We start from the raw sequence: 20,166 nt of genomic DNA on the forward strand, positions 1-20,166 counted from the left end.
TGTCCCTGTCTAAGCTATTCCTACTTTAGTGCCTATTCCTAAACCCGCTATGAACCGTTTCTTAATATTCTATTAAATAAAAAAGCCTGATCGCGATGATCAGACTTTACGTTATCCTTTAAAACGGTAGCCCGTTCCCCATACCGTCTCGACATAAGTCGGTTCGGCGGGATTGCTTTCAATTTTTTCGCGGATTTTCCGAATATGAACGGTTACCGTCTGCATATCCCCAAGCGCATCGATACCCCAAATATTTTCGAACAAATGATCCTTGCTGAATACATGGTTCGGGTGCTTCGCCAGGAAGTAGAGCAGGTCGAATTCCTTCGTCGTCAGTACCGCTTCTGCCTCGTTCACGAACACTTTTCGCGTTACCGGATCGATCTGAAGCCCGCGAATATGAATATCGTTCTTCGTTTCCGCCGTACCCACTAACCGTTCATATCGCGCAATGTGGGCCTTCACTCTGGCGACAAGCTCAGCAGGCTTAAAAGGCTTCGTGATATAGTCGTCTGCGCCAAGTCCCAGACCCCGAATAACATCAATATCTTCTCGCCTTGAAGAGACCATCAGAATAGGCGTGTTCTTCTTTTCTCTAATTTTCTTGCACACTTCAAAGCCGTTCAGCTTCGGCAGCATCAGATCAAGAATGATCAGATCATACGTCTCAGTTAAGCTCATCTGCAAACCGATTTCGCCATCGGAGGCCATTTCCACTTTAAACCCGTTTATCTCCAGGTAATCCCGTTGAAGCTCTGAAATAGATACATCGTCTTCAATAAGAAGAATGGTTTTCATCATGATCATTCCTTCTGCGCGATGGGGATACTAAGCTTAATTGTTGTGCCAACAGACAGCTGACTCCAAGCTGTAATTGTGCCCCCATGCCCTTCCATTATTTGTTTGGCGATGGCTAGACCAAGTCCGCTTCCGCCTGTTTGGGCGCTGCGTGATTCGTCTGCCCGGTAGAACCGTTCGAAAATATGCTCAAGCGCACTCGGTTCAATGCCGATTCCGTTATCCGCGATTTCAAGAACGGCCGCATCACGATCCCGGTAGGCCGACAACCTAATCTCCGGTTGATCTTTGTCCATATATCGCAAGCTATTCTGAATAATATTGTTGAGTACGCGTCTAAAATGATCCCTGTCCAGCGAAACGACCACTTCCGAGTCAAGATTGAAATCGCTGTGAAACTTCATGTTGCGCTTCTCCAGCTCAAATTGCAGCTCTTCCGCCCAATCCATAAGGAAAGGTACCACCTTCACCGCTTCAAATTGAAACTGCTGACGGTTCAAGTCTAATTTGGAGTAGAGGAACAGCTCCTGAATCAGATGATCGAGCTCGTCTCCTTTGGCTGCGATCGTTTGCATATACTTTAAGGTTTTCTCCGGCGTATCCGCTATACCATCCATAATTCCATCAATGTATCCCCGAATAGCTGTAAGCGGCGTTCGCAGGTCATGCGATATAGTCGCGATCAATTCTTTGCGGTTCTCCTCATACTGCATTTGAACCTGAATCGATTGCTGCAAGCGTGAGCGCATCTCTTCGAATGCAACGCCTAATTGGCCGATTTCATCTTTTCCTGATACATCGAGCTTGAAATCAAGCTTGCCTTCCTTGATTGCACCGGCCGCATTCCGAAGCGCTTGAAGCGGTCGAATAATGCTTCTGGACATCATTGAAGTAAGGAACAGGTGAGTCAGCACCAAGATGCAGAGCAAGGCTATGAATAAGGTCGGGAAATATTTACGGATAAAATAGGTGGTTGGATCGATCTTCGAAATGATGAAAATGCTGCCCTGCCCTTTATTCAAATAACTAAAATCAAACTGAAGGAACAAGTAGTTCACATTCCCGATCTTCTTGAGCGGGTATTGCTTGAAGGCATCCCCCCGTTCAAAAGGCGGCAACGCCCCTGTAGCAATCAAAATCGGTTGAATGTCTGGTGAACGATATAGAACCGTTTCATTTACGCGTACGGCCATACCGGCGTTTTTGCTCTTAAGCTCTGTCGTCATTTCATCGAGATACGTGCGATCCTTCAATAAATCAGGCTGGCGTTGTACGGACCGTTTGATTTCTTTGGCAATATGCTCCACGTCCTCATGATCGAACCGATCCTCCGTGGTCTCGTAGATCCCTTTGATGTTCTGCAGATCCCCTTTGAAGAAAACGACCATGAGCAGCGAAAGGAGCAGAATAGAAACGAGCGGAATAACAAGCATCGCCGCGTAGGATAAGAGCAGTTTAAACCGAATGGACATTGCAGAAATCTCCTTCGTGCTTATACATCTTTGCGAACAACCATAAAGTATCCTTGTGCAAAAAACAAGAGGAATGCATGGCAACGGGTTCAGTGCCGAGTCCGGTGCAACTTTGGATTAAACCTTTCGACTGCCCCCGCCCTGTTAACAATGGATCGCCTACTCAGGTTAAACGATGCTTCTGAAAAATTGGTGAACCTGATCTTAAAATTCTATTAAGTCTTCGCCGGCGTGCTGCATGTTCATGATGCTTTTGGTTAAACTTAGGCTTACATGCGCAAAATACCTTTTCAAGGAACCCATTCGGACTCGTTAGCAATCAATTCTCTATAGACATGTGTAATAAAAAGGTGTACGCTGAATTTATTAATATCAGATCATAGTACCAGGTACTAAGGAGATGAGAAACATGCTGCAACACCCTTTACGATCATTGGCATCCATTACAGCTTTTGGCGCTTATGTCCCTGAACGAATATTATCAAATCATGACTTAGAACAGATGGTAGAGACGACGGACGAATGGATTTTCCAGCGGACGGGTATCAAAGAAAGAAGGATTGCCGCGGAAGATCAATTCTGCAGCGACCTCTGCTTCGGCGCAGTTCGGGACCTGCAGCTCCGTTATGGAGTCGTGCTTGAGGATGTCGATTACATCCTTGTTGCAACGACTACTCCGGATACCTACTTCCCGAGTATGGCTGCCCGGGTACAGGCAGAGTTCGGTATTACTTCGTGCGGAGCAGCCGATATTCAGGCGGCTTGCGCCGGGTTTGTCTCGGCTCTTCAGCTTGCCAACGGCTTGTTGCTCTCAGGCGCGTATCACAAAATTCTCGTCATCGGCGCGGAGACGCTGTCCAAAGCGACGGATTACACCGACCGTTCCACTTGCATTCTGTTCGGCGACGGTGCAGGAGCGATGCTCGTGGAACGCAGCGAAGACGGAGCGTTCCTTGCTTCCTATAACAATACCAAAGGCAACGACGGTCAGCATCTCTACCGCTACTCGCTGGCTCCTGCCATCGATGGCGTGCCGATTCAGACGAACGGTATGATCGTTCAGAACGGACGCGAGGTATACCGCTGGGCGGTAACGACTGTTCCTAAAGGCATTCAAGCCTTGATGGATCAAAACAACCTGAAGCTGGAGGACATTAACTGGTTCGTGCCACACAGCGCCAATATGCGGATCGTTGAATCGGTTTGCGAACGAACCGGGATTCCGCTTGAACACACGCTGACCAGTATGGCGCAATACGGCAATACATCCGCCGCGTCGATCCCGCTCGCTCTCGATCTTGCGATCAAGGATGATAAGATCAAAACCGGTGATGTGGTCTTACTTTACGGCTTCGGCGGCGGCTTGACGGAGTCCGCTCTGCTGCTTCGCTGGACCCTATAAAAGCTGGCTGACAGCCCTTTGCCATAATGTACATGGCGGGGCTGTTTTGTTTTATTTTGTCGAATGGGGGCAAAGGAAGTATACTAGTAGAAATACCAGTTTAAGTTTAAGAGAAAGAGAAGGTAGCCCGCTTATGAATGATCTGAAACAGGCTTATGAGCTGCTTGGCCTGCCGGAAGGCGCAGCGAAGGAAGATGTGGAGAAACGTTATTTTATTCTGATCCGCCGTGACCGTGTAACAAAGCAACGTGAAGCATCCGAGCATACCGAAGAGCAAGGTATCAGTCTGGAAGAGATTAACCGGGCGTACAAGCTGATCCTGGAGATGGAAGATCAGAAGACGACGGAACAGTTTAATCAAGCGAATTACGGAAAATATAAGGCAATGGGGCCTTTTGTTCAGAAGACCGAGCACTTCTTTAATTACTATAAGTTTCATGTTCTTGGTGTAATCGCTGTCATTTTGATTATTATTTTCGGAACGCGTGCTTATATCGATCATCGCCATGAGATGGCTGAACTTGCGAAGCTGCCGCCTGTTGATGTGAGCGTTTCCTTCTTTGGCGAATACTTCAGCGAGGACGGCACTTATCCGATGTCGGACCTGAAGCCGCTCGAGAACCGGTTCCTCTCGCAGTTCCCGGATTGGAAGCGCGTCACCGTGTTCTTCACGTACGTGCCTTCCCAAATGAACAGCCAGCAGGACTCCGCTATGATTCAGAAAAGCATGATCGATCTCATGATGAACAAAGCCGACGTCTACATCATGGATCGGGATAACTTCATCAAGCTCGCGCAGGATGGCTCGCTGCTTCCGCTTGACGGCGAGAATCTAAGCAAGCTTGGCGCAGGTTACAAGCCGGAGCAGGCTATGAAAACCGTGACGGAAGACGTGCCGGAACCGCATGTGTACGGCGTCGATATCACCAACAGCCCGCTGATGAAGGGCGTTCCGGTCTTCGGCAAAGAGTATATTGCCGGCATCCGGATCAACGGCGAGAAACGCGACAACGCGTTTAAGTTTATCGCGAATTATTTGCAGCCTGCTGCGAAGTAAAAGAAAGAGCCGTACCTGGGGTCAACTTTTGTTGACTTGGGTACGGCCTTTTTTTGTTGGTTGGCGCAGATGTGCGCGCACGCAGGTGCGGGTGAGGCGCAGGTGCGACGCTTCACGCGGGTGAGGCGCAGGTGCGAGCGCTTGACGCGGAGGAGGCGCAAGAGCGTAGCCGCTTGGCGCGGAGAAGGCGCAAGAGCGAAGGCGCTTGGCGCGGGTGCGTGAAACTAACCCCAATCGCCTACTTCCACCTCTGTTAGCGGTATAGCCGCTTTCAGTAACCACAACCGACCAGAATACACTCCATTAGCAGAATAGCCGCTTACAGCGCCGACATTTCCCTAAAACTAACCTCAAACTCCCACTACGCACCTCTGTTAGCGGAATAGCCGCTTACAGCGCCGACATTTCCTTAAAACTAACCCCAAACTCCCACTTCGCACCTCTGTTAGCGGCATATCCGCTTACAGTAAGCACATCCGACCAAAATACACTCCATTAGCGGAATAGCCGCTTACAGCGCCGACATTTCCTTAAAACTAACCCCAAACTCCCACTTCGCACCTCTGTTAGCGGCATATCCGCTTACAGTAAGCACATCCGACCAAAATACACTCCATTAGCGGAATAGCCGCTTACAGCGCCGCCGACATTTCCTTAAAACTAACCCCAAACTCCCACTTCGCACCTCTGTTAGCGGCATATCCGCTTACAGTAAGCACATCCGACCAAATTACAATCCATTAGCGAAATAGTCGCTTACAGCGTCGAAATCCCTTAAAAACTAACCCCAATCTCCCACTTTCCGCCTCTGTTAGCGGTATATCCGCTTACAGTAAGCACATCCGACCAAAATACACTCCATTAGCGGAATAGTCGCTTACTGCACCGACACGAATATCAGGTTAGTTTTCGTGCTGAGAGTCGATTTTCACGACTCTCAGCATCATTTAAGCAGTATTTGGCTGCTGAGAGTCGGATTTTGCGATTCTCAGCTCTCGCCGACATCTACGCCAGCTCTCTCAAACACCAGCCCGCAGCACCAGATGCTTCAAGCCCGTGTAGCGATCCCGCAGCTTATGCGCTTCCTGCATCGCTTCGGCGATGAGCGCCTCGGACAGGCCGATCTCGTCCGGATCGGCGGGTCCGCCGGCTGCGCGGAGCCAGTCCCGCAGCTGGTCGGCATGCGGAAGCTCGCCATAGATGGCGGGGTACTCCGCAGCCAGCTGCTCGCGGTACAGCTCGGCGAGCAGCACCGATGCTACGCCGACTTTGGCCCCGTGCAGCAGCTGCCTGCGGCCTTCGCGTATGTACGCCATCTCAAAATGATGCGACAAATGATGCTCGCCCCCAGACGCCGGACGTGAATGACCGACCAGCAGCATCGACCAGCCGGACTGAAGCAGCGCCTCCATCAGCACGCCAACGCCTTTGCGCGAGCCGGAAGCGATCTCGTTTACGTTCGCGATGCACTTCATGAGCGCCTGCTCGGTGAGCTCATAAGCCAGCGGGCAGAAGGGCTCGCCAGCCAGCTCATGCGAGAACCTCCAATCGGCAAGCGACGTAAACTTGCCGAGCATATCGGCGAAGCCTGCAGCCGTAAGTCGCTGAGGTGCAGCTGCAAGGACGTTCAAGTCCGCGAAGACGGCGCATGGCGCGACGGCCGGAACCGTTATTTTGACGCCATCGACAATGATCGGAGCGCCGACCGAGGTGAACCCGTCTACCGACGCCGCTGTTGGAACGGACACGAAATCGCGCCCCGTCTGGTAACATACGAACCTCACGATATCATGGATCGTGCCGGAGCCAACGGCCAGAATCGCCCCGACATGAGGCGGCGTTTCCAGCATGAGCTGCACAATCGTCCGCTCATCCGCGATGACATCCCCTTGGGCATTTGGCTTCAACACACAAACCCGGTAAGCCGTCCCCGCTTCCTCAAGATGCGCGGCAAGCTCTTTCCCCGCTGCTTCCCACGTATTTCCATCGACGACAAGTACAACCTCGCCATATGCGCGTTCTCTCACAAAGGGAGCAACCTGCCGCAACGCACCTGAGTCCAACACACCTGCCATCACTATAGGAGCAAACACTACCCCTTCCGATTTCTCTCTGGCTGCAGCGTTTACTTCTTCTAATGCCAATTGGATATTCATATTCACCCTTCCTCTCGCATGGATATAGGCACTGAAACTTCGTCCTTTTCAGTATACATCGTTGCGTGTGAAACGCACCAAAAGCTTCTCGCTCTCCAACAACTACCCACACGCGCCCCTACTCTTCCACATATAGTATTCATAAGTGTTTGCTAGATAGGGAGGTTCGCAAGTAATGAAGCTGCTGTTCACGTATTTTATTCCAAGCGGCGGGATCGAAACGCTGAATCGGCTGCGCTATCATGCGCTTCGCGCGGTTGGCATTGAGGCGCACGCACTCTATTTGTGGGATGGAGCAGGTAGGCAGAATATGACGGGAATCCCTCATTTTATCACCAATAGTAATGAGGAGATTCAATCGATTCTTGCTGCACAGCAGTATGATGCCATTGTTGTAACCTGTGACCATCTGATGCTGGAGCGGCTGTATGGACTCGGTTACCGAGGTACCATGATTTACGAAGCTCAAGGGCTGGGCACGAAGGAGCAGGCGCTGGCTACGTTCGCTTTTGCCTCGGGCTATATTCGAACTTACGCCAGAGCGGCCATCAGTCCGCCAACGTCGCATCTAATGGGGCTTTTTCAAACGTACTTGGGAGACCTCCCCCGATTCTATGTGCAAAATATGATTGACACCGGCAGCTTCATCCACCATCATGCGCCACTATTGAACCCTACCGGTGCGCCGATTCTAGGCTGGATCGGTAGACTGGAACAGAACAAAAACTGGCCGCTTTACCTGTCCATCTGCGGTCAATTGATCAAGGAACGCCCGAATCTGCAGCTGTGGATGTTTGAAGATGCTACGATTTCGGAGCCGGGCGAGCGAGATAAATTCTACGCCAAGCTATATGAGCTCAATCTTCAGAACAATATCACGATACGCTCCAACATGCCGCACAGTCACATCCCCCATTACTTATCCGCAATCGGGGATTCCGGCGGAATGCTGCTTTCCACCTCGACGACAGAAGGTTTCGGTTATGCTGTCGCAGAAGCGATGAGCTGCCTCTGTCCGGTGCTTTCCACAGATTCCGACGGCGTGCGCTGCTTCATTACGCATAATCAGACCGGTAAATTTTTCGCGAGTCATACGGTAGAAGAGGCTGTTCGAGAAGCAAAAGATCTCATGGATAATCGGCCGCGTAGAGAGCTCATTATTCGAAATGCGCAGGGCCATATCCAAACCGCCTTTTCCCCAAGCCGATATGCGGCTGATCTAATCAATATTTTCGTAGCCCTGCGATTAATGGTTCATGCCTGAGTAAGGCTGCCGCAAAAATGGTCCTCTACCTAAGAACACCTGCTGTGTCTGCATTCGCCCTGTCCCCATATAGTAAGGGTAGATATGAAACTGTCGAGGTGAAAGAAAGATCATGCTGCCAAAAGTGTCGATCGTCATCCCCTTCTATAACGATCCTTATGTTGATCAAGCTATCGTCAGTGCGCTCTATCAAACCTATCCGAATATCGAAATCATCGTCGTCGATGACGGCTCGACTCGGCATCAGAACGTGATTGCCCCCTATCGAAGCCGCATTCATTATATCGGCAAGAGCAATGGCGGAACAGGTAGCGCGCTGAACTACGGCATCACGATGGCCACCGGCAAATACGTCGCTTGGCTTAGTTCAGACGACCGTTTCACACCTGATAAGGTGGAGAGGCAAGTAGCTTATATGGAACAAACGCAGGCGCGCATCTGCCACACGGATTACCATCTCATCAATGAACACGGCACCATTACGGAATATACAGCAGCAGCCAAATATGCATCAGCCAAAGCGTTCATCAACGGCATTCGGCACGGTTGTCCGGTAAACGGATGTACCGTTATGATGACGAAGGAGCTGTTCCACGGTCTAGGAGGCTTTAACGAAGGCCTGCCCTATACCCATGACTACGACATGTGGATCCGCGTGCTGCTTTCTCGTGTTGATTTTCACTATCTGAATGAGCCGCTCACGTTGTACCGCCGCCATTCCCAGATGGGAACGGTCCGAAACTTCAACACGGTTATGAATGAAGCCAATGCGGTGAATGCCAAATACGCCCTTCTACTTGATCAACTGCTCGCAACACTGCCCGGGTAACCGAACCGGATTCAACTAGCAACGAAGAGAATGCCTGCTGAAAGCACTTCGGCGGGCATTCTCTTTCTTTCCGTTATCCTACTAGATCGCCTCAAGCACTTCGTTGCCGGCAAGAAAATCGCCGCATAGTGTGTCGCAGACTCTGGCCGCATGCGCTTTTATCCAACCATTACGCTCTGCATCACGAATGAAGAAGGCGTAGCCGATGAAAGTATCATAGAAGATTTGACCCTCAATATAACGGATATCTTCCTTGGAGAAGTTGGTTTTAGAAGCGTAGCCTTGCAGGAACGATCTTCGTTGTGCACCTTTAAACAGTGTGACCGCGCTGCCTACGTCAAATAGGAAGTAGCCAAACCCCGATAAGCAGAAATCAATGAAAACCGGGTTCCCTTCTTCTTCTGCAAGAATGACATTATTCCGCTGAAAATCAGCATGTATAAGGCCCCTCGCATCGCCTCTCATATCCAACTCTTGCATTTGTTTCTTGACGACGCCAAGCACTTCCTTGATAATGCCAAAATGCTCGCTGCTATAAACGCCCGCCTCCACGCCATAATGCAGCTCAGCTAATACAGAGTCTAGCCGCTCCGCATCATAGTTCGGACGAGTCGTGGCCACAGGAAGTTTATAATGCCGCGTAAAATTATGGAAATCCGCCAATTGTTCACCCATTCGGAATTCGAGTTGTCCGATATGGATATTCGTATCATCCAGGATCGAACCTTCAACCCATGCCAGCATCGTCGCATAGACTGTACCCAGTTCGTCGGATTGATGCGTCGTCACCCATTCACCCTTCGTATTCGCAACAGGCTTCTGCACACGCATGACCTCATGCCGATCCAACTCGCGAAGCAGCTTCATCTCGGTTTGCAGCCCTTCCGGTGAATGCTGAATCCCCGACAGCCCGTCAGTAACGGACTTATGAATGCGCAGCAGATAGCTAGTACCGCTGGCCGAATCGGTTACTTTGTAGGTCATATTTTCGTTATGTCTAATGAATGCAATGATCGGTTCTTGTATCGGATAGTGCGTTAATACTTCTTCAGCGTGTTCGTTCACTGTATGTCCCCCCTATTTACCAAGCGCGATTCGTCCAGTCCTTCTGTCTTTCCTCACGGTAGCGCTGTACCCACTGCTCGGCTATGTCGTCTGCAATCTGATCGAAATGCGGCGGCGCTACGACAACACCCTCCCTCTCCAAGCCCAAATAAGTCAAGATATCCAGCACAGTTCCCTCGTAATTCCGGATAAAATCCTCATAGACGATGGTCATCGGCGTGATTTCGCCTTCTAGGAAGAACTCTTCCATCGCCGCCTCGCGCAGTACCGATTCCGCTACCAAATGATTGATCGCATCGAAGTTATACTGATTGGAAATATCGACATCACTAGGTTTCTGCCCATGCCCGCGGTGCCATTCGTCCGAAACGATCGCACGCCACCAGGAAACGGCAAGGCGAACCTTGTTCCGCCTAGTCATGAAGATGTATTTGCAATTTGGAAAAGCGCTCTCCCACACTATTGGCCGCGATACATCGTCCGCCAGACCATAGGTCTTCCGGAAACACGTGATCCACTTGTCAAACTGAGGGAAACATATCGAATCTTTGATGCCAAAGACGCCGTTCGGGGTAGTCCCTTCTTTCAATTTTTGCTCGATCTCTTGTAAGCTGATTGTTTCGGGATCGTTAAAGTGCATCCATTCTCTCGGAACCCCCGCAACACCGGTTGATTCTAATGCAGATGCGAGCAAAGTACTTCCGGTACGTTGAGAAAAAAAGATCGTATACGATTGAGATGGTTTCATAAAGGTTTTCCTGCTTTCGTCACGGATTTTTTGTAGGAAGAGAGTAAAATGCACGCAAAAAAGCCGTAAATGAACAAATGTCCATCTACGGCTTCAGGCAGCACGAGTACGCAGCATGGGCTGCGCGTCCGATTAGGCCAAGCGTTTATGATGAATGTTCATGACAGGTGCACAGTAGCTGACAACACAAACAGACTGCTGCTGAGCAGCTGTCCTTTCGCGTGTTACCGCTATCATGCTTATTCAGATATCGATTAACCGATAACTGCTGTCAAGAACTGGTTCATCGTTGCACGCTCCATCCTCTTACAAATTTACCCTAGTGTAATCGCTTACCATTGCAATCGTCAAGTAAATTTTTACTGATTACGTATTATCATCCAATTGAGCATTCCCTCTGCTAGACCTGCTATGATAGAGTCGACGGACTATTTTACACTAGGCAGGTTACCTATGAATCCTACTCAGCTTGATCTTGTTCCCTACATACGCGCCGCGTCGAATGCCATTCGCAAACCCTTCTTCCTCGGCGAGCGCACCTTGCTGGATTATGCCATTCTTTATGTGCAAGAAGGAACGATGCGCGTTACGCTTACCCGCGAGATGAAGGTTTTGACCATAACCAAAGGGCAGTTCTGCATGCTGCAGCCCGGTGATATTCATATTCTGGAGGGGACGACGGATACCATTTCTCCGTATGTCCATATGGACCTGTTCTATAACCCGCATCGTGAGCGCAGCTTCATCACCTTACCCGGGCAAATTCAGTTAGCTGGGCAAGAGGAGCTGATCCAGCCTCGGATCTCCGAGTTGGAAGGCTTTCAGCAGGTACCGACCATCTTTACTCCCAAAAATAAATCGGCATTCGTCGAAACCCTAATCGCGCTCATTCAGGCATGGGATGACGGAGCTTGCGGCCTGCATAATCGAATGAAGGCACAGGGTGCTGCTCTTCAATTGATTTTCCAGCTGCTTGAGCCCTATGTCGAGGAGGAGCGGCCGCCGAATAAGAGCCATTCGCTGCTCGGCTGGGTGACGTCCTATTTTGCTCTGCATATCTCAGAGCCGCTGCGCGTAGCCGATATGGCAAAAAAGGCGAACCTCTCCGTGCCGCGCTTCAACGTTGTGTTCCGCGAGACATTCGGCGTTTCGCCTTATCATTATTTTCTAACGCTTCGGCTCAAGCACGCGAAGGAGCTGCTCCGCACCAGCCAATTGACCATGCACGAAATCGCCGATTATTGCGGCTTTACCGACAATCACCATTTTGCCAACACGTTCAAGCGGACGACGGGGATCACCCCCGGCCAATACCGGGCCGGGGTGAACGAGGACGCGTAAAGCTTGGCCGCTTGGAAACGCTAGCAGAGATGCCAAAGAGAGGTATTGGATACCTCTCTTTGGCGGTTTCCGCTGGAATTCCGCTTCATGTAGATCCCTGGGTGCTCTTCTTTCGCGGATTTCATCGAAATTCCGCTCATGTAGCGACTAATATGTTACTTTAATAGCCACTCTTTCGCCAAATTCACCGGTTTCCCGCCAATGTGTTGCTCTCAGAGCCACTCTTCCGCCGCATTCACTGGTTTCCCACCATTGTGTTGCCCTTGAAGCCACTCTTTCGCCAAATTCACCGCTTTCCCACCATTGTGTTGCTCTCAGAGCCACACTTTCGCCGAACTCACCAGTTTCCCACTACTGTGTTGCCCTTGAAGCCACTCTTTCGCCAAATTCACCGGTTTCCCACCATTGTGTTGCTCTCAGAGCCACACTTTCGCCGAACTCACCAGTTTCCCACCATTGTGTTGCCCTTGAAGCCACTCTTTCGCCAAATTCACCGGTTTCCCACCATTGTGTGACTCCCAGAACCACTCAATTCACCTAGCTCAATACCACCCGAATTGTGCTATTTGGTGAGATTAACGCACTACCGCTTACTAGGCTAAGCTGGTCTCCGCTGCGCTCGAATTGCAGCTCTTCGTCACCGAGGCGCACGGCTTGAACTCGCTCTATGAGGGCTGCCCCCAACTGCAGGCGCTGCAGCGCGAATTCTCCGTAGAGCACCTCAACTTCAAGCGCATCTTCGCCAAGTTTTACCGTTCCCCAAGCACCGTCGAGCGCCCAGAACGCTTGATAGAATTCCATTCCCGCGCTTGCACCAATTCCCGCTCCAGCCGCAAACTTCGGATCGAAACCGAGCAGCCCCTGCCCTTTGTGATAGTGGAATCCACTGTATGCATGCAGCAGCGAGTAGCTGGCCATGGAACGGGCGTAGTTGCTGCCGCATTCGATTTCGTTCCACGGATTACGGCGGTTCCCGTCATAGCGGCGGCGAATGGCTTCTACAATCGATAAGCCTTCCTCGTACATGCCCTCCTGAATCATGTGCACTGCAGCTTGATATTCGAAGCCGGTCATCGTCTCCGAATTATAGGTAAGCGGAACAGCAGGCTTCATTCGACCTTCCGGCCAAGTGCAAATGAGCAGCCCGCCTTCATCGCCAAGCGAATACAGCCGCCATGGGTTGGCTTCTTTTCTCATCTCGCTTTTGAAATTATAACGATAGAGCGATTGCAGCGCAGTTCTCGTCTGCGCCGGATCGAAAATTTCGCCTAATCCGCACAAGTTGGCATGCCACTGCGCGACAACCTGATCGATGCTGCAGCCTTCGCCGATTTGGTATTTGATCTCGCCTGCTTCTGCATTCCAGTATGCCTTCTCTACTGCATCACCGAACAGCGATTTCCCGTCCGAATAACGGGTAAGCAGTGACAAATCTTGCAATTGAACCAACTGCGTATAATATTCTCCGTTGAACAGCTCGCGGTCGGTATAAGCTTTTCCACGTTCGAACAGTCCGCGGTACAGCTCCGCCGTTTCTGGCTCGCCCAGATAATCCGCAATCTCCGCGCCTGCCTTCAAAGCGGCCAGATAGAATCCGTTCAGCCACGAGTTTGGACCGAACAGCTCCATATCGAGCGTGTGATGCTGCCGCCCTTCCAGTACGCCATCTTGATTTGCATCCCATTTATCCTCATTAGTCTCAGCCCAGGCGTAGGATATCATTGATTTTGCCGCATCCCAATGCCCCTTCAGCCACTCGTCATCCCCACTAATTCGCCAATCGCGGTACAGCTTAATGATCCCGCCGAATTGTCCGTCAGCGCAGGCGTGGAAGTTCGAGCGTTCGCGGCCCACCGGCAGCGCCAGTCGGAACTGCATCCGGCCGTCTTCGCGGCGATTATATGTAAAGTCCAGATCGCGCATGCTCCGCTCCAACTGCGGGAACAAATACGGCAGCGCATAAGCGTAATTCCAAACATGCGTACAGGAGCCTTCGCAGCAACCAACATCCTCGATGCAGCCCTCAAACCCATAGAAGGAACCATCTTCAAGCCGCAGACAGGTTGGCGACTTCAGCACCGATAAATTCGCCGCTACTGCGTCCATCACAGCCGCCGGAAGCGTTGACCCATACAGCGCATCACGGAAAAGCCGCGTTTCCCGCTCCAGTCGATCCCACTCCGCAAACGCATAAGTACTGCTGGCGAGAGAATCTTCGAATCGAACGGCGTAGTGATTTTTCCAGATGGTGCGTTTGCCGTCTTTTTCGGGATTCCAATGGTTGTACATGAACGGACTGCTCCAAGCGAGCATGAACCTCACACTGCGCGACTCGCCTGCAGGAACGTTTAACGATGCTGCCAGTGAAGCCATATCTTGATTGCGGAATTTTGCATCCGGCTCATATTCGCGATTGTTGAAAGGTCCAAATGTAGTAAAATCCCGCCAAAACATCTCCAGCGAATCACACCAGCCGCCGCGGTACCAGTACAATTGATAGCTGCCATCCGCTTGATCTGTAGCCATTGTTAGTTCGCCATACTCCGGATTGTCGCTTTGCTCCGTTTGCGTTGCCATATGTATTCGTTTCAAGCCGTTATCATTCACATAACGGTGCAAACTTGGCGAGGTTTTCATCATATTGGCCGATGATAGATTGACCGTATAGGTTAATGCCTGCTCGGTCGTATTCGTCACGGTAATCGTAAAGAACGCTGCCGGCAGACTGGAATCGTCTTCATTCGAGGGAATGAACGGATTAAACGCGCTCATCCGCACTTGCCCCGGGAAAGCAGCATCTTGAAATTCGATATCAGCCATTGGGAACGTCCCTTTGAAGACGGTTTTCTCAAAATGGGGCATGCCACCCAGCGTCCCAGCATGCGGGCCAAATCCATAACCCGAATGCAGCGCGCCTCCCCGGACCGGTTCACCCATATACGGAGGATGCAGCTCCCCTTGTAAAATCCGAGCGTCAAGCACACGCTCGCCATCCTCTGCTTTGATTGCAAAATGGCTAAGGGCATTCATGCTGCGCTTGTTAGGACGATTCAAAATCTCCCAATCCATCAATCTCCCATTACCCGCCAGACCGATGCAGCCTGTTCCAATGCCGCCTATCGGAAATGAAATCGCATTTAGTCGCTCGTCCTCATATACAAATTGATTCACTATTATCGCTCCCTTCTACTTCACATTGTAGTACGAAGCCGGTGAGGAAGCATTGCAAAAGGGCCTTCTTTTGTTGTAAATTCGGATTGTTTATTAACCTACTCCAATCGACTCAACAACTTATAAGCAGATGGTATAATGGTTATATCTGGAAAACAAAGGAGTGAGGGACATCGCACGATGGTTAATGAGCGCACTCATCATTTTATGCAGTATCGTTATACTTAGCGGCTGTACGAAGCCGTCAGATATTTATGGAGGCATTAGCAAAACAGATTTTCCCGAACTGATCGATGCCAATATTGAATACGTCTACGAATATAGAGGGCATTCCGATAACTGGAGTGCAGTTCTGTTCGTCTACAAACTGAAAGGCGCAGATAACTTCAAGATGAAAGAAGTTCTCGTGTATAACGGACCAGATCCGAAGCCTACCGGCCAGCTTTCTACTGAATATTCATTTGGGGATGCTGTCGGCGGCTCCGGGGCAATATTCTCCGAAGCACCGGAGAAGGGGATTTATGTGATGATTCCTTCTATGGGGAAAACGGAGCTAGTGCCTAATACAACCGCGAAGATGCTGGTAAAATGGCGTACGGATTCCGAATACTTCGAATTAAAACCTGTGTCGCATTAGTACCCAAACGTTCCTCCACATAACAAAAGCAAGGATGCGGGCCGAGGCTCGCATCCTTGTTAACTTTCCAACCTTATCGCAACACTGCAAGCGCGAACGGCAGCAGCTCGAGCTCAAATGAGCCGTCATCCTGCACCATCGGTGCCGGAAATGCGACCGGCGCTAGCGGCTGGAACGCTCGCTCATCCAGCGTGAGCAATTCCACCGGCTGAAAAGCCGCTGACTTCACGCGAACGCGTATTGTCTCGTTTGTATAATTCGCTGCGAGCAGCGTCACTGCGCCATCGTTACCTCTTACAGCGAGCGCATCGCAGCATAATCGGTCAGACACCCGACAATCCAGTACCTCCGCGCCTTGCAGCTTAGCCGCAGCCTCTAGTACATGATAGAGCGGATACTTCTCGTCCCCGCCGTCACGCATAACCCCTAGCGGGCCAGCCGTCTCTAGGTAGCAGACACGCTCAGCTCCGGCTTCCGATAAGCTGCGCAAACTGCCGAGCGTCCACGCCGCGCCGAACAATGACCATTGGCGCGCATCGGTATGATTAGCGCGGTCTTCGGACTTTCGCCTTCCTTCCTCACTAGTCGTGTTCGGATTCAAACGAGGCTTGAACGTAATTGGGCCAATGCTTAGCGGCACATCAGGTACGATGCTGCGCGCGCTGCGAACCGTATCCGCCTGCGCGGAAACCGTTTCGGCGAGCGAGGCGATATCGAAAGCGTGAACCTGCGGATTCATGGTGTACATCGCCGCTTCCATCGGAGCGAGCGGCAGCCCCGCGCGATTGAGCTCCGTAAAGTAAGCACGGGTCCCTCCGCCCACGCGAAAAGACAGCTTCGCCGAATCGCGCAGCTTCATAAGCATAGAGGATAGCTCGTAATGGCTCACATAGCCGGCATCCGGGAATACAAACACTGTATCCACGGCAGCCTCCACCTCGGCGATAGCTTGAACAAGCATCTCAAGCATACACTCACTTGGGCTTGGGCTTGGGCTTTGGCTTTGGGTTTCGCCTTTCCATTCCCCAGGGACAATCACTTCAAGCTCTACACCAGCACCGAGCGCCGTTGCAGCCGCCACCGTAGTGGCAAGCTCCTGCTTCCAGCCATCATCAGCCAATCGGATGACCGCTCGAAGGAAAGTCAGGGCAAGCGGACGAAGGGCATTAATTTCAGAAGTCGCAAGCGGACGGCCCGGCGCCATCCCTAAACCAATTCCGGGAACATGCCCAACCACAAGGTCATGGAATTCCACTTTAATTTCTTGTACGCCTGATAATTCCGCCGTGGCCACTACGTCTCCGCCAACCTCTTCGGAACCCAAACCCACAGCCTCTGCCGCGTCCGCTCTCTCACCAATCAACCTGAGTGTCACCGACTGCTTTACTCGCTCCCCACTCGAGACTGCTACCGGGTAAGGGATGCTGAGCGGCGTACAATAGGTTTTGTAAGAAGCATCCGTCCAGTTGCGCTGATCCTCCATCTCGAACAAATCACCGCTAAATTTCAGCTCTGCGACCAGCTTCGGCGTTATCTCGTGTCGGATAGCTGTCATGCCAAGGAATGGTTGATGCGGCGAAATCCGCTCCGGGAACACTCCCGCAATTGTCCGCTTCTCCATTCCTTCCTCCGTCTCCACTTCAACCTTGCAACCCGCCAGATCGGAAGGATGCAGAATACAGAAGCCAATCCGGTTCCGAAGAAAATCCGACCGCGCTTCCCCGTCGAATGTAAAACGAATGGTTCCATCCTCCAACCCGGTGATGGACCCCTCCCACTCAAAATCAATCTCGCCCTGCCGATGCTCCGCAACAAAACGGACCTCAAACCCATTCCTGTGCTCCGCTACTCGAAATTCCCGAAAAACCGGCTTAATCGTGCCCCAGTTCTGATCACGGACAGCCACATAGATGCCGCGCACTACTTCCTGCCCGCCATAGCGAATATATCGAAGACCGCCTTCTTCCAGCACTGCAGTCAGCGGACCTGCTTTCAGCTGCCGCTGCTCCGGCAGCGGATCGGTTGAGCCGTACCGCAACACGGATATCTCCCTTGCCTGACTTACCATAACACGCGCTCTCCCCTTTGTTAGGCTTGCTTCTTCAGACACAGCACCCAGTCGCTGTCATGCTCATCTCTTTCATGCTTTTTACTATTACGCTCACGCTCTTCACTGTCATGCCCACCACTCTCATTACCGGCATCCACAGCAGGTCGTAAAATCGTGAATGCGCTTCCCGATCCCTCTTAGCCAAACTCACTGCAAATGAACGCCTTCGCCGATGGACAGGCGTGAAGCCGAACCTGTTGATCAATCCAAATTCAGAGTGCCGGAGTGTGGTTAATCGACTTAGAACACAAATCGTGCGGCCTCACCCCTTTCGTCTGTATTCTAGGCTTTTGAGCAAAGGTGGACAATATAAAAAAACGACCGATTTTTCGATTTTGCCATAGAAATCTTGATCATTCTATCCGTGCAGCTGACCTTCGGGAGCGATGATATCGTGATTATGCTGAACGCTTGTAATCACAGCGATTTCAACTGCTTTTATCATGTCCTCTAGGCTCATGCTCGGCATCTGTGGCTTCTGCTCGGTTTGGATGGGTAGGTAAGGGATATGGATGAAGCCGCCTCTTATCGCCGGAAACTCCGTCTCGATCATATGCTGAAGCCCATAGAAGAGATGATTGCATACAAACGTTCCCGCTGTATGGGATACCGAAGCAGGTATGCCGGAATCGCGCAGTTGCTTGGTAATCGTCTTAATCGGCAAAGAGGACCAGTACGCGACCGGACCATTTTCGACAATTGGCTCATCGATTGGCTGATTTCCCTCATTATCTGGGATGCGGGCATCGTTCAAGTTGATCGCGACTCGTTCTATGGCGATGTCGCTGCGACCGCCGGCTTGCCCGACGCAGATGACTACATCCGGCTGCACCTCCAGAATGGCCTGCTTTAGTACTGCTATGGATTTGGCAAACACCGTCGGGATCTGCCTGACTTCCAGTTCGAGATTGGTAAATACCTTATGCTGAAAATGGCTGACCACCTCCCAAGCGGGGTTGATCGTTTCTCCTCCAAACGGATCAAAGCCGGTTAACAATACTTTGTTCATGTCGTGTTGCTCCTCTCACGGGAAGCTGAATAGCGATTAATCCTTCAGTCTCAACCCGCAGCTCGGACATTCCGGATCATGCTGGATGACCTTCTCGCCGCAGGCGGGACATTCCTCGTAAAGGTCTTGCAGTGCGCCCGGCTGAGTCGATAGGAGCTGTTCGGCAACCGCGCGTCTGTTTGTTTTACCTTCTCTATTCGAATCGTATAAGTAGTCTCGAATCTCCTGAATGTTCTTCGCCATGTTCGACGAATCCAATGCGGACTGAATAACCGAGTACAGGATAAAGAAGAAAACGGCCATCATAAACAGCCATAGTAAAATCGCTCCAACCATCGTGATTCTCCTTTTCGCTTCTGATCGCGTTGATCGTTTCAGTCCTTTTCTTCTGCACGATCGTTTGGAATCCCTTCCTGGCATTCCCAGTTCCCGCGAAAGATAGGACCTGCGAACGTAATAAATGCGCCAGAGACTAGTCCATTTTTTCTGCATTTTCATAGAATGATAGTATTGAATGGAGGTGATTATATGCCCAATCAATTTCTGGATACACGTATTTCCGTGCATCGTAACGACTTTGGCGGAGATGAGCCGTTAGACAATTTGCCGATCTTGATCGGAGACATCGGCTTACAAGTTGGCGCTGCAGTCCCCTTGAACACGAACAATGTCCGCGTTTCCTTGACCGGAACTGCCGTTATTGATTTTGCATCATCCGTGGAGCCGACGTTGGAGCTCCCACTGGAACCAACCGTTGTTTCCCTCTTCGTCGAACGAGGCGGCGATGGCACTCCGGGAACAGGCGTCACTATTCTGAGTGAGCAATTTAATATCCACTTCTGGAGCGCTTTGTTTCCAATCAGCATCACTGCCGGTGACTTCCCACCTGCGGCTGATGTGTTATCCGGACAAATCCGTTACACGCTGTTTATTGCAAGAGACGGATTCTTCGATCTCGTCCTGATCGGCCCTGCCGTCTTCAACGGCATCGCTTCGGCTGGATCGACCTAGCGGTCATTAAAACGAAGGGCCAATGAATGGAAGCGTTGCTTCCGATCATTGGCCTTTTTTTGGATCGCGGTCTACATATCCGACTCTCAGCTAACT

16 protein-coding genes are annotated in these 20,166 nt (G+C 51.1%); 7 read left to right on the plus strand and 9 right to left on the minus strand.

Going from position 1 to position 20,166, the window contains the following annotated elements; translation table 11 throughout:
- Positions 1–111: 111 nt before the first annotated feature.
- On the minus strand, positions 112–798 hold the full coding sequence (locus AC50Y3_RS20870) for a response regulator transcription factor (protein ID WP_494820712.1): 687 nt from the start codon (positions 796–798) through the stop codon (positions 112–114).
- A gap of 5 nt (positions 799–803) precedes the next feature.
- The gene (locus AC50Y3_RS20875) at positions 804–2,270 is read right to left on the minus strand and encodes a HAMP domain-containing sensor histidine kinase (RefSeq protein WP_494820650.1); all 1,467 of its coding nucleotides are present in this window, start codon (positions 2,268–2,270) and stop codon (positions 804–806) included.
- 409 nt (positions 2,271–2,679) lie between these two features.
- Here AC50Y3_RS20875 and AC50Y3_RS20880 point away from each other — a divergent pair, with 409 nt between their 5' ends.
- Positions 2,680–3,672, plus strand: coding sequence for a ketoacyl-ACP synthase III (locus AC50Y3_RS20880; protein WP_494820651.1), 993 nt, complete (start codon positions 2,680–2,682; stop codon positions 3,670–3,672).
- 133 nt (positions 3,673–3,805) lie between these two features.
- Positions 3,806–4,729 (plus strand): J domain-containing protein, encoded by a 924-nt coding sequence (locus AC50Y3_RS20885; protein ID WP_494820652.1) that lies wholly within the window; start codon positions 3,806–3,808, stop codon positions 4,727–4,729.
- A gap of 1,019 nt (positions 4,730–5,748) precedes the next feature.
- On the opposite strand, the gene AC50Y3_RS20890 is transcribed toward AC50Y3_RS20885, so the two are convergent.
- Complete coding sequence (locus AC50Y3_RS20890; RefSeq protein WP_494820653.1) at positions 5,749–6,885, minus strand: sn-glycerol-1-phosphate dehydrogenase; 1,137 nt, start codon at positions 6,883–6,885, stop codon at positions 5,749–5,751.
- Positions 6,886–7,060: 175 nt separating this feature from the next.
- Between AC50Y3_RS20890 and AC50Y3_RS20895 the strand changes: the two genes are divergently transcribed.
- Together AC50Y3_RS20895 and AC50Y3_RS20900 are read left to right on the plus strand one after the other, a co-directional pair.
- The gene (locus AC50Y3_RS20895; protein ID WP_494820654.1) at positions 7,061–8,149 is read left to right on the plus strand and encodes a glycosyltransferase family 4 protein; all 1,089 of its coding nucleotides are present in this window, start codon (positions 7,061–7,063) and stop codon (positions 8,147–8,149) included.
- A 112-nt stretch (positions 8,150–8,261) separates the two neighbouring features.
- A complete protein-coding gene (locus AC50Y3_RS20900) occupies positions 8,262–8,978 on the plus strand; it encodes a glycosyltransferase family 2 protein (RefSeq protein WP_494820655.1) in 717 nt (238 codons plus the stop codon).
- Between the two features lie 81 nt (positions 8,979–9,059).
- Here AC50Y3_RS20900 and AC50Y3_RS20905 read toward each other — a convergent pair whose 3' ends face one another.
- A complete protein-coding gene (locus tag AC50Y3_RS20905) occupies positions 9,060–10,043 on the minus strand; it encodes a phosphotransferase enzyme family protein (protein WP_494820656.1) in 984 nt (327 codons plus the stop codon).
- A gap of 16 nt (positions 10,044–10,059) precedes the next feature.
- On the minus strand, positions 10,060–10,791 hold the full coding sequence (locus AC50Y3_RS20910; RefSeq protein ID WP_494820657.1) for a Stf0 family sulfotransferase: 732 nt from the start codon (positions 10,789–10,791) through the stop codon (positions 10,060–10,062).
- Positions 10,792–11,244: 453 nt separating this feature from the next.
- Here AC50Y3_RS20910 and AC50Y3_RS20915 point away from each other — a divergent pair, with 453 nt between their 5' ends.
- Positions 11,245–12,132, plus strand: coding sequence for an AraC family transcriptional regulator (locus tag AC50Y3_RS20915; RefSeq protein ID WP_494820658.1), 888 nt, complete (start codon positions 11,245–11,247; stop codon positions 12,130–12,132).
- A 537-nt stretch (positions 12,133–12,669) separates the two neighbouring features.
- On the opposite strand, the gene AC50Y3_RS20920 is transcribed toward AC50Y3_RS20915, so the two are convergent.
- Positions 12,670–15,303 carry a GH116 family glycosyl-hydrolase gene (locus tag AC50Y3_RS20920; RefSeq protein ID WP_494820659.1) on the minus strand — a complete coding sequence of 878 codons (2,634 nt, stop codon included), beginning with the start codon at positions 15,301–15,303 and terminating at the stop codon, positions 12,670–12,672.
- Between the two features lie 163 nt (positions 15,304–15,466).
- On the opposite strand from AC50Y3_RS20920, the gene AC50Y3_RS20925 reads away from it, so the two are divergent.
- Positions 15,467–15,940, plus strand: a complete 474-nt coding sequence (locus AC50Y3_RS20925) for a hypothetical protein (protein ID WP_494820660.1) — start codon at positions 15,467–15,469, stop codon at positions 15,938–15,940.
- A gap of 73 nt (positions 15,941–16,013) precedes the next feature.
- Here the strand turns inward: AC50Y3_RS20925 and AC50Y3_RS20930 are convergent, their stop codons facing one another.
- The 3 genes from AC50Y3_RS20930 to AC50Y3_RS20940 all read right to left on the minus strand — a co-directional run bounded on the left by AC50Y3_RS20930 (position 16,014) and on the right by AC50Y3_RS20940 (position 19,395).
- A complete protein-coding gene (locus tag AC50Y3_RS20930; RefSeq protein ID WP_494820661.1) occupies positions 16,014–18,008 on the minus strand; it encodes a D-apionate lactonase family protein in 1,995 nt (664 codons plus the stop codon).
- A gap of 400 nt (positions 18,009–18,408) precedes the next feature.
- Entirely contained in the window at positions 18,409–19,059 is a 651-nt protein-coding gene (gene pcp / locus AC50Y3_RS20935; RefSeq protein ID WP_494820662.1) for a pyroglutamyl-peptidase I, read from the minus strand.
- A gap of 36 nt (positions 19,060–19,095) precedes the next feature.
- A complete protein-coding gene (locus AC50Y3_RS20940; RefSeq protein ID WP_494820663.1) occupies positions 19,096–19,395 on the minus strand; it encodes a hypothetical protein in 300 nt (99 codons plus the stop codon).
- 192 nt (positions 19,396–19,587) lie between these two features.
- Here AC50Y3_RS20940 and AC50Y3_RS20945 point away from each other — a divergent pair, with 192 nt between their 5' ends.
- On the plus strand, positions 19,588–20,070 hold the full coding sequence (locus AC50Y3_RS20945) for a hypothetical protein (protein ID WP_494820664.1): 483 nt from the start codon (positions 19,588–19,590) through the stop codon (positions 20,068–20,070).
- Positions 20,071–20,166: the final 96 nt, after the last annotated feature.

This window comes from Paenibacillus sp. J22R98 (assembly GCF_059383835.1).

Bases quoted from the DNA above. Each gene is read 5' to 3' on its own strand.
- AC50Y3_RS20940 (WP_494820663.1), bottom strand. From the start codon at position 19,395: ATGGTTGGAGCGATTTTACTATGGCTGTTTATGATGGCCGTTTTCTTC.
- AC50Y3_RS20930 (WP_494820661.1), bottom strand. From the start codon at position 18,008: ATGGTAAGTCAGGCAAGGGAGATATCCGTGTTGCGGTACGGCTCAACC.
- AC50Y3_RS20910 (WP_494820657.1), bottom strand. From the start codon at position 10,791: ATGAAACCATCTCAATCGTATACGATCTTTTTTTCTCAACGTACCGGA.
- AC50Y3_RS20880 (WP_494820651.1), top strand. From the start codon at position 2,680: ATGCTGCAACACCCTTTACGATCATTGGCATCCATTACAGCTTTTGGC.
- AC50Y3_RS20895 (WP_494820654.1), top strand. From the start codon at position 7,061: ATGAAGCTGCTGTTCACGTATTTTATTCCAAGCGGCGGGATCGAAACG.
- AC50Y3_RS20885 (WP_494820652.1), top strand. From the start codon at position 3,806: ATGAATGATCTGAAACAGGCTTATGAGCTGCTTGGCCTGCCGGAAGGC.
- AC50Y3_RS20945 (WP_494820664.1), top strand. From the start codon at position 19,588: ATGCCCAATCAATTTCTGGATACACGTATTTCCGTGCATCGTAACGAC.
- AC50Y3_RS20875 (WP_494820650.1), bottom strand. From the start codon at position 2,270: ATGTCCATTCGGTTTAAACTGCTCTTATCCTACGCGGCGATGCTTGTT.
- AC50Y3_RS20870 (WP_494820712.1), bottom strand. From the start codon at position 798: ATGAAAACCATTCTTCTTATTGAAGACGATGTATCTATTTCAGAGCTT.
- AC50Y3_RS20900 (WP_494820655.1), top strand. From the start codon at position 8,262: ATGCTGCCAAAAGTGTCGATCGTCATCCCCTTCTATAACGATCCTTAT.
- AC50Y3_RS20915 (WP_494820658.1), top strand. From the start codon at position 11,245: ATGAATCCTACTCAGCTTGATCTTGTTCCCTACATACGCGCCGCGTCG.
- AC50Y3_RS20890 (WP_494820653.1), bottom strand. From the start codon at position 6,885: ATGAATATCCAATTGGCATTAGAAGAAGTAAACGCTGCAGCCAGAGAG.
- pcp (WP_494820662.1), bottom strand. From the start codon at position 19,059: ATGAACAAAGTATTGTTAACCGGCTTTGATCCGTTTGGAGGAGAAACG.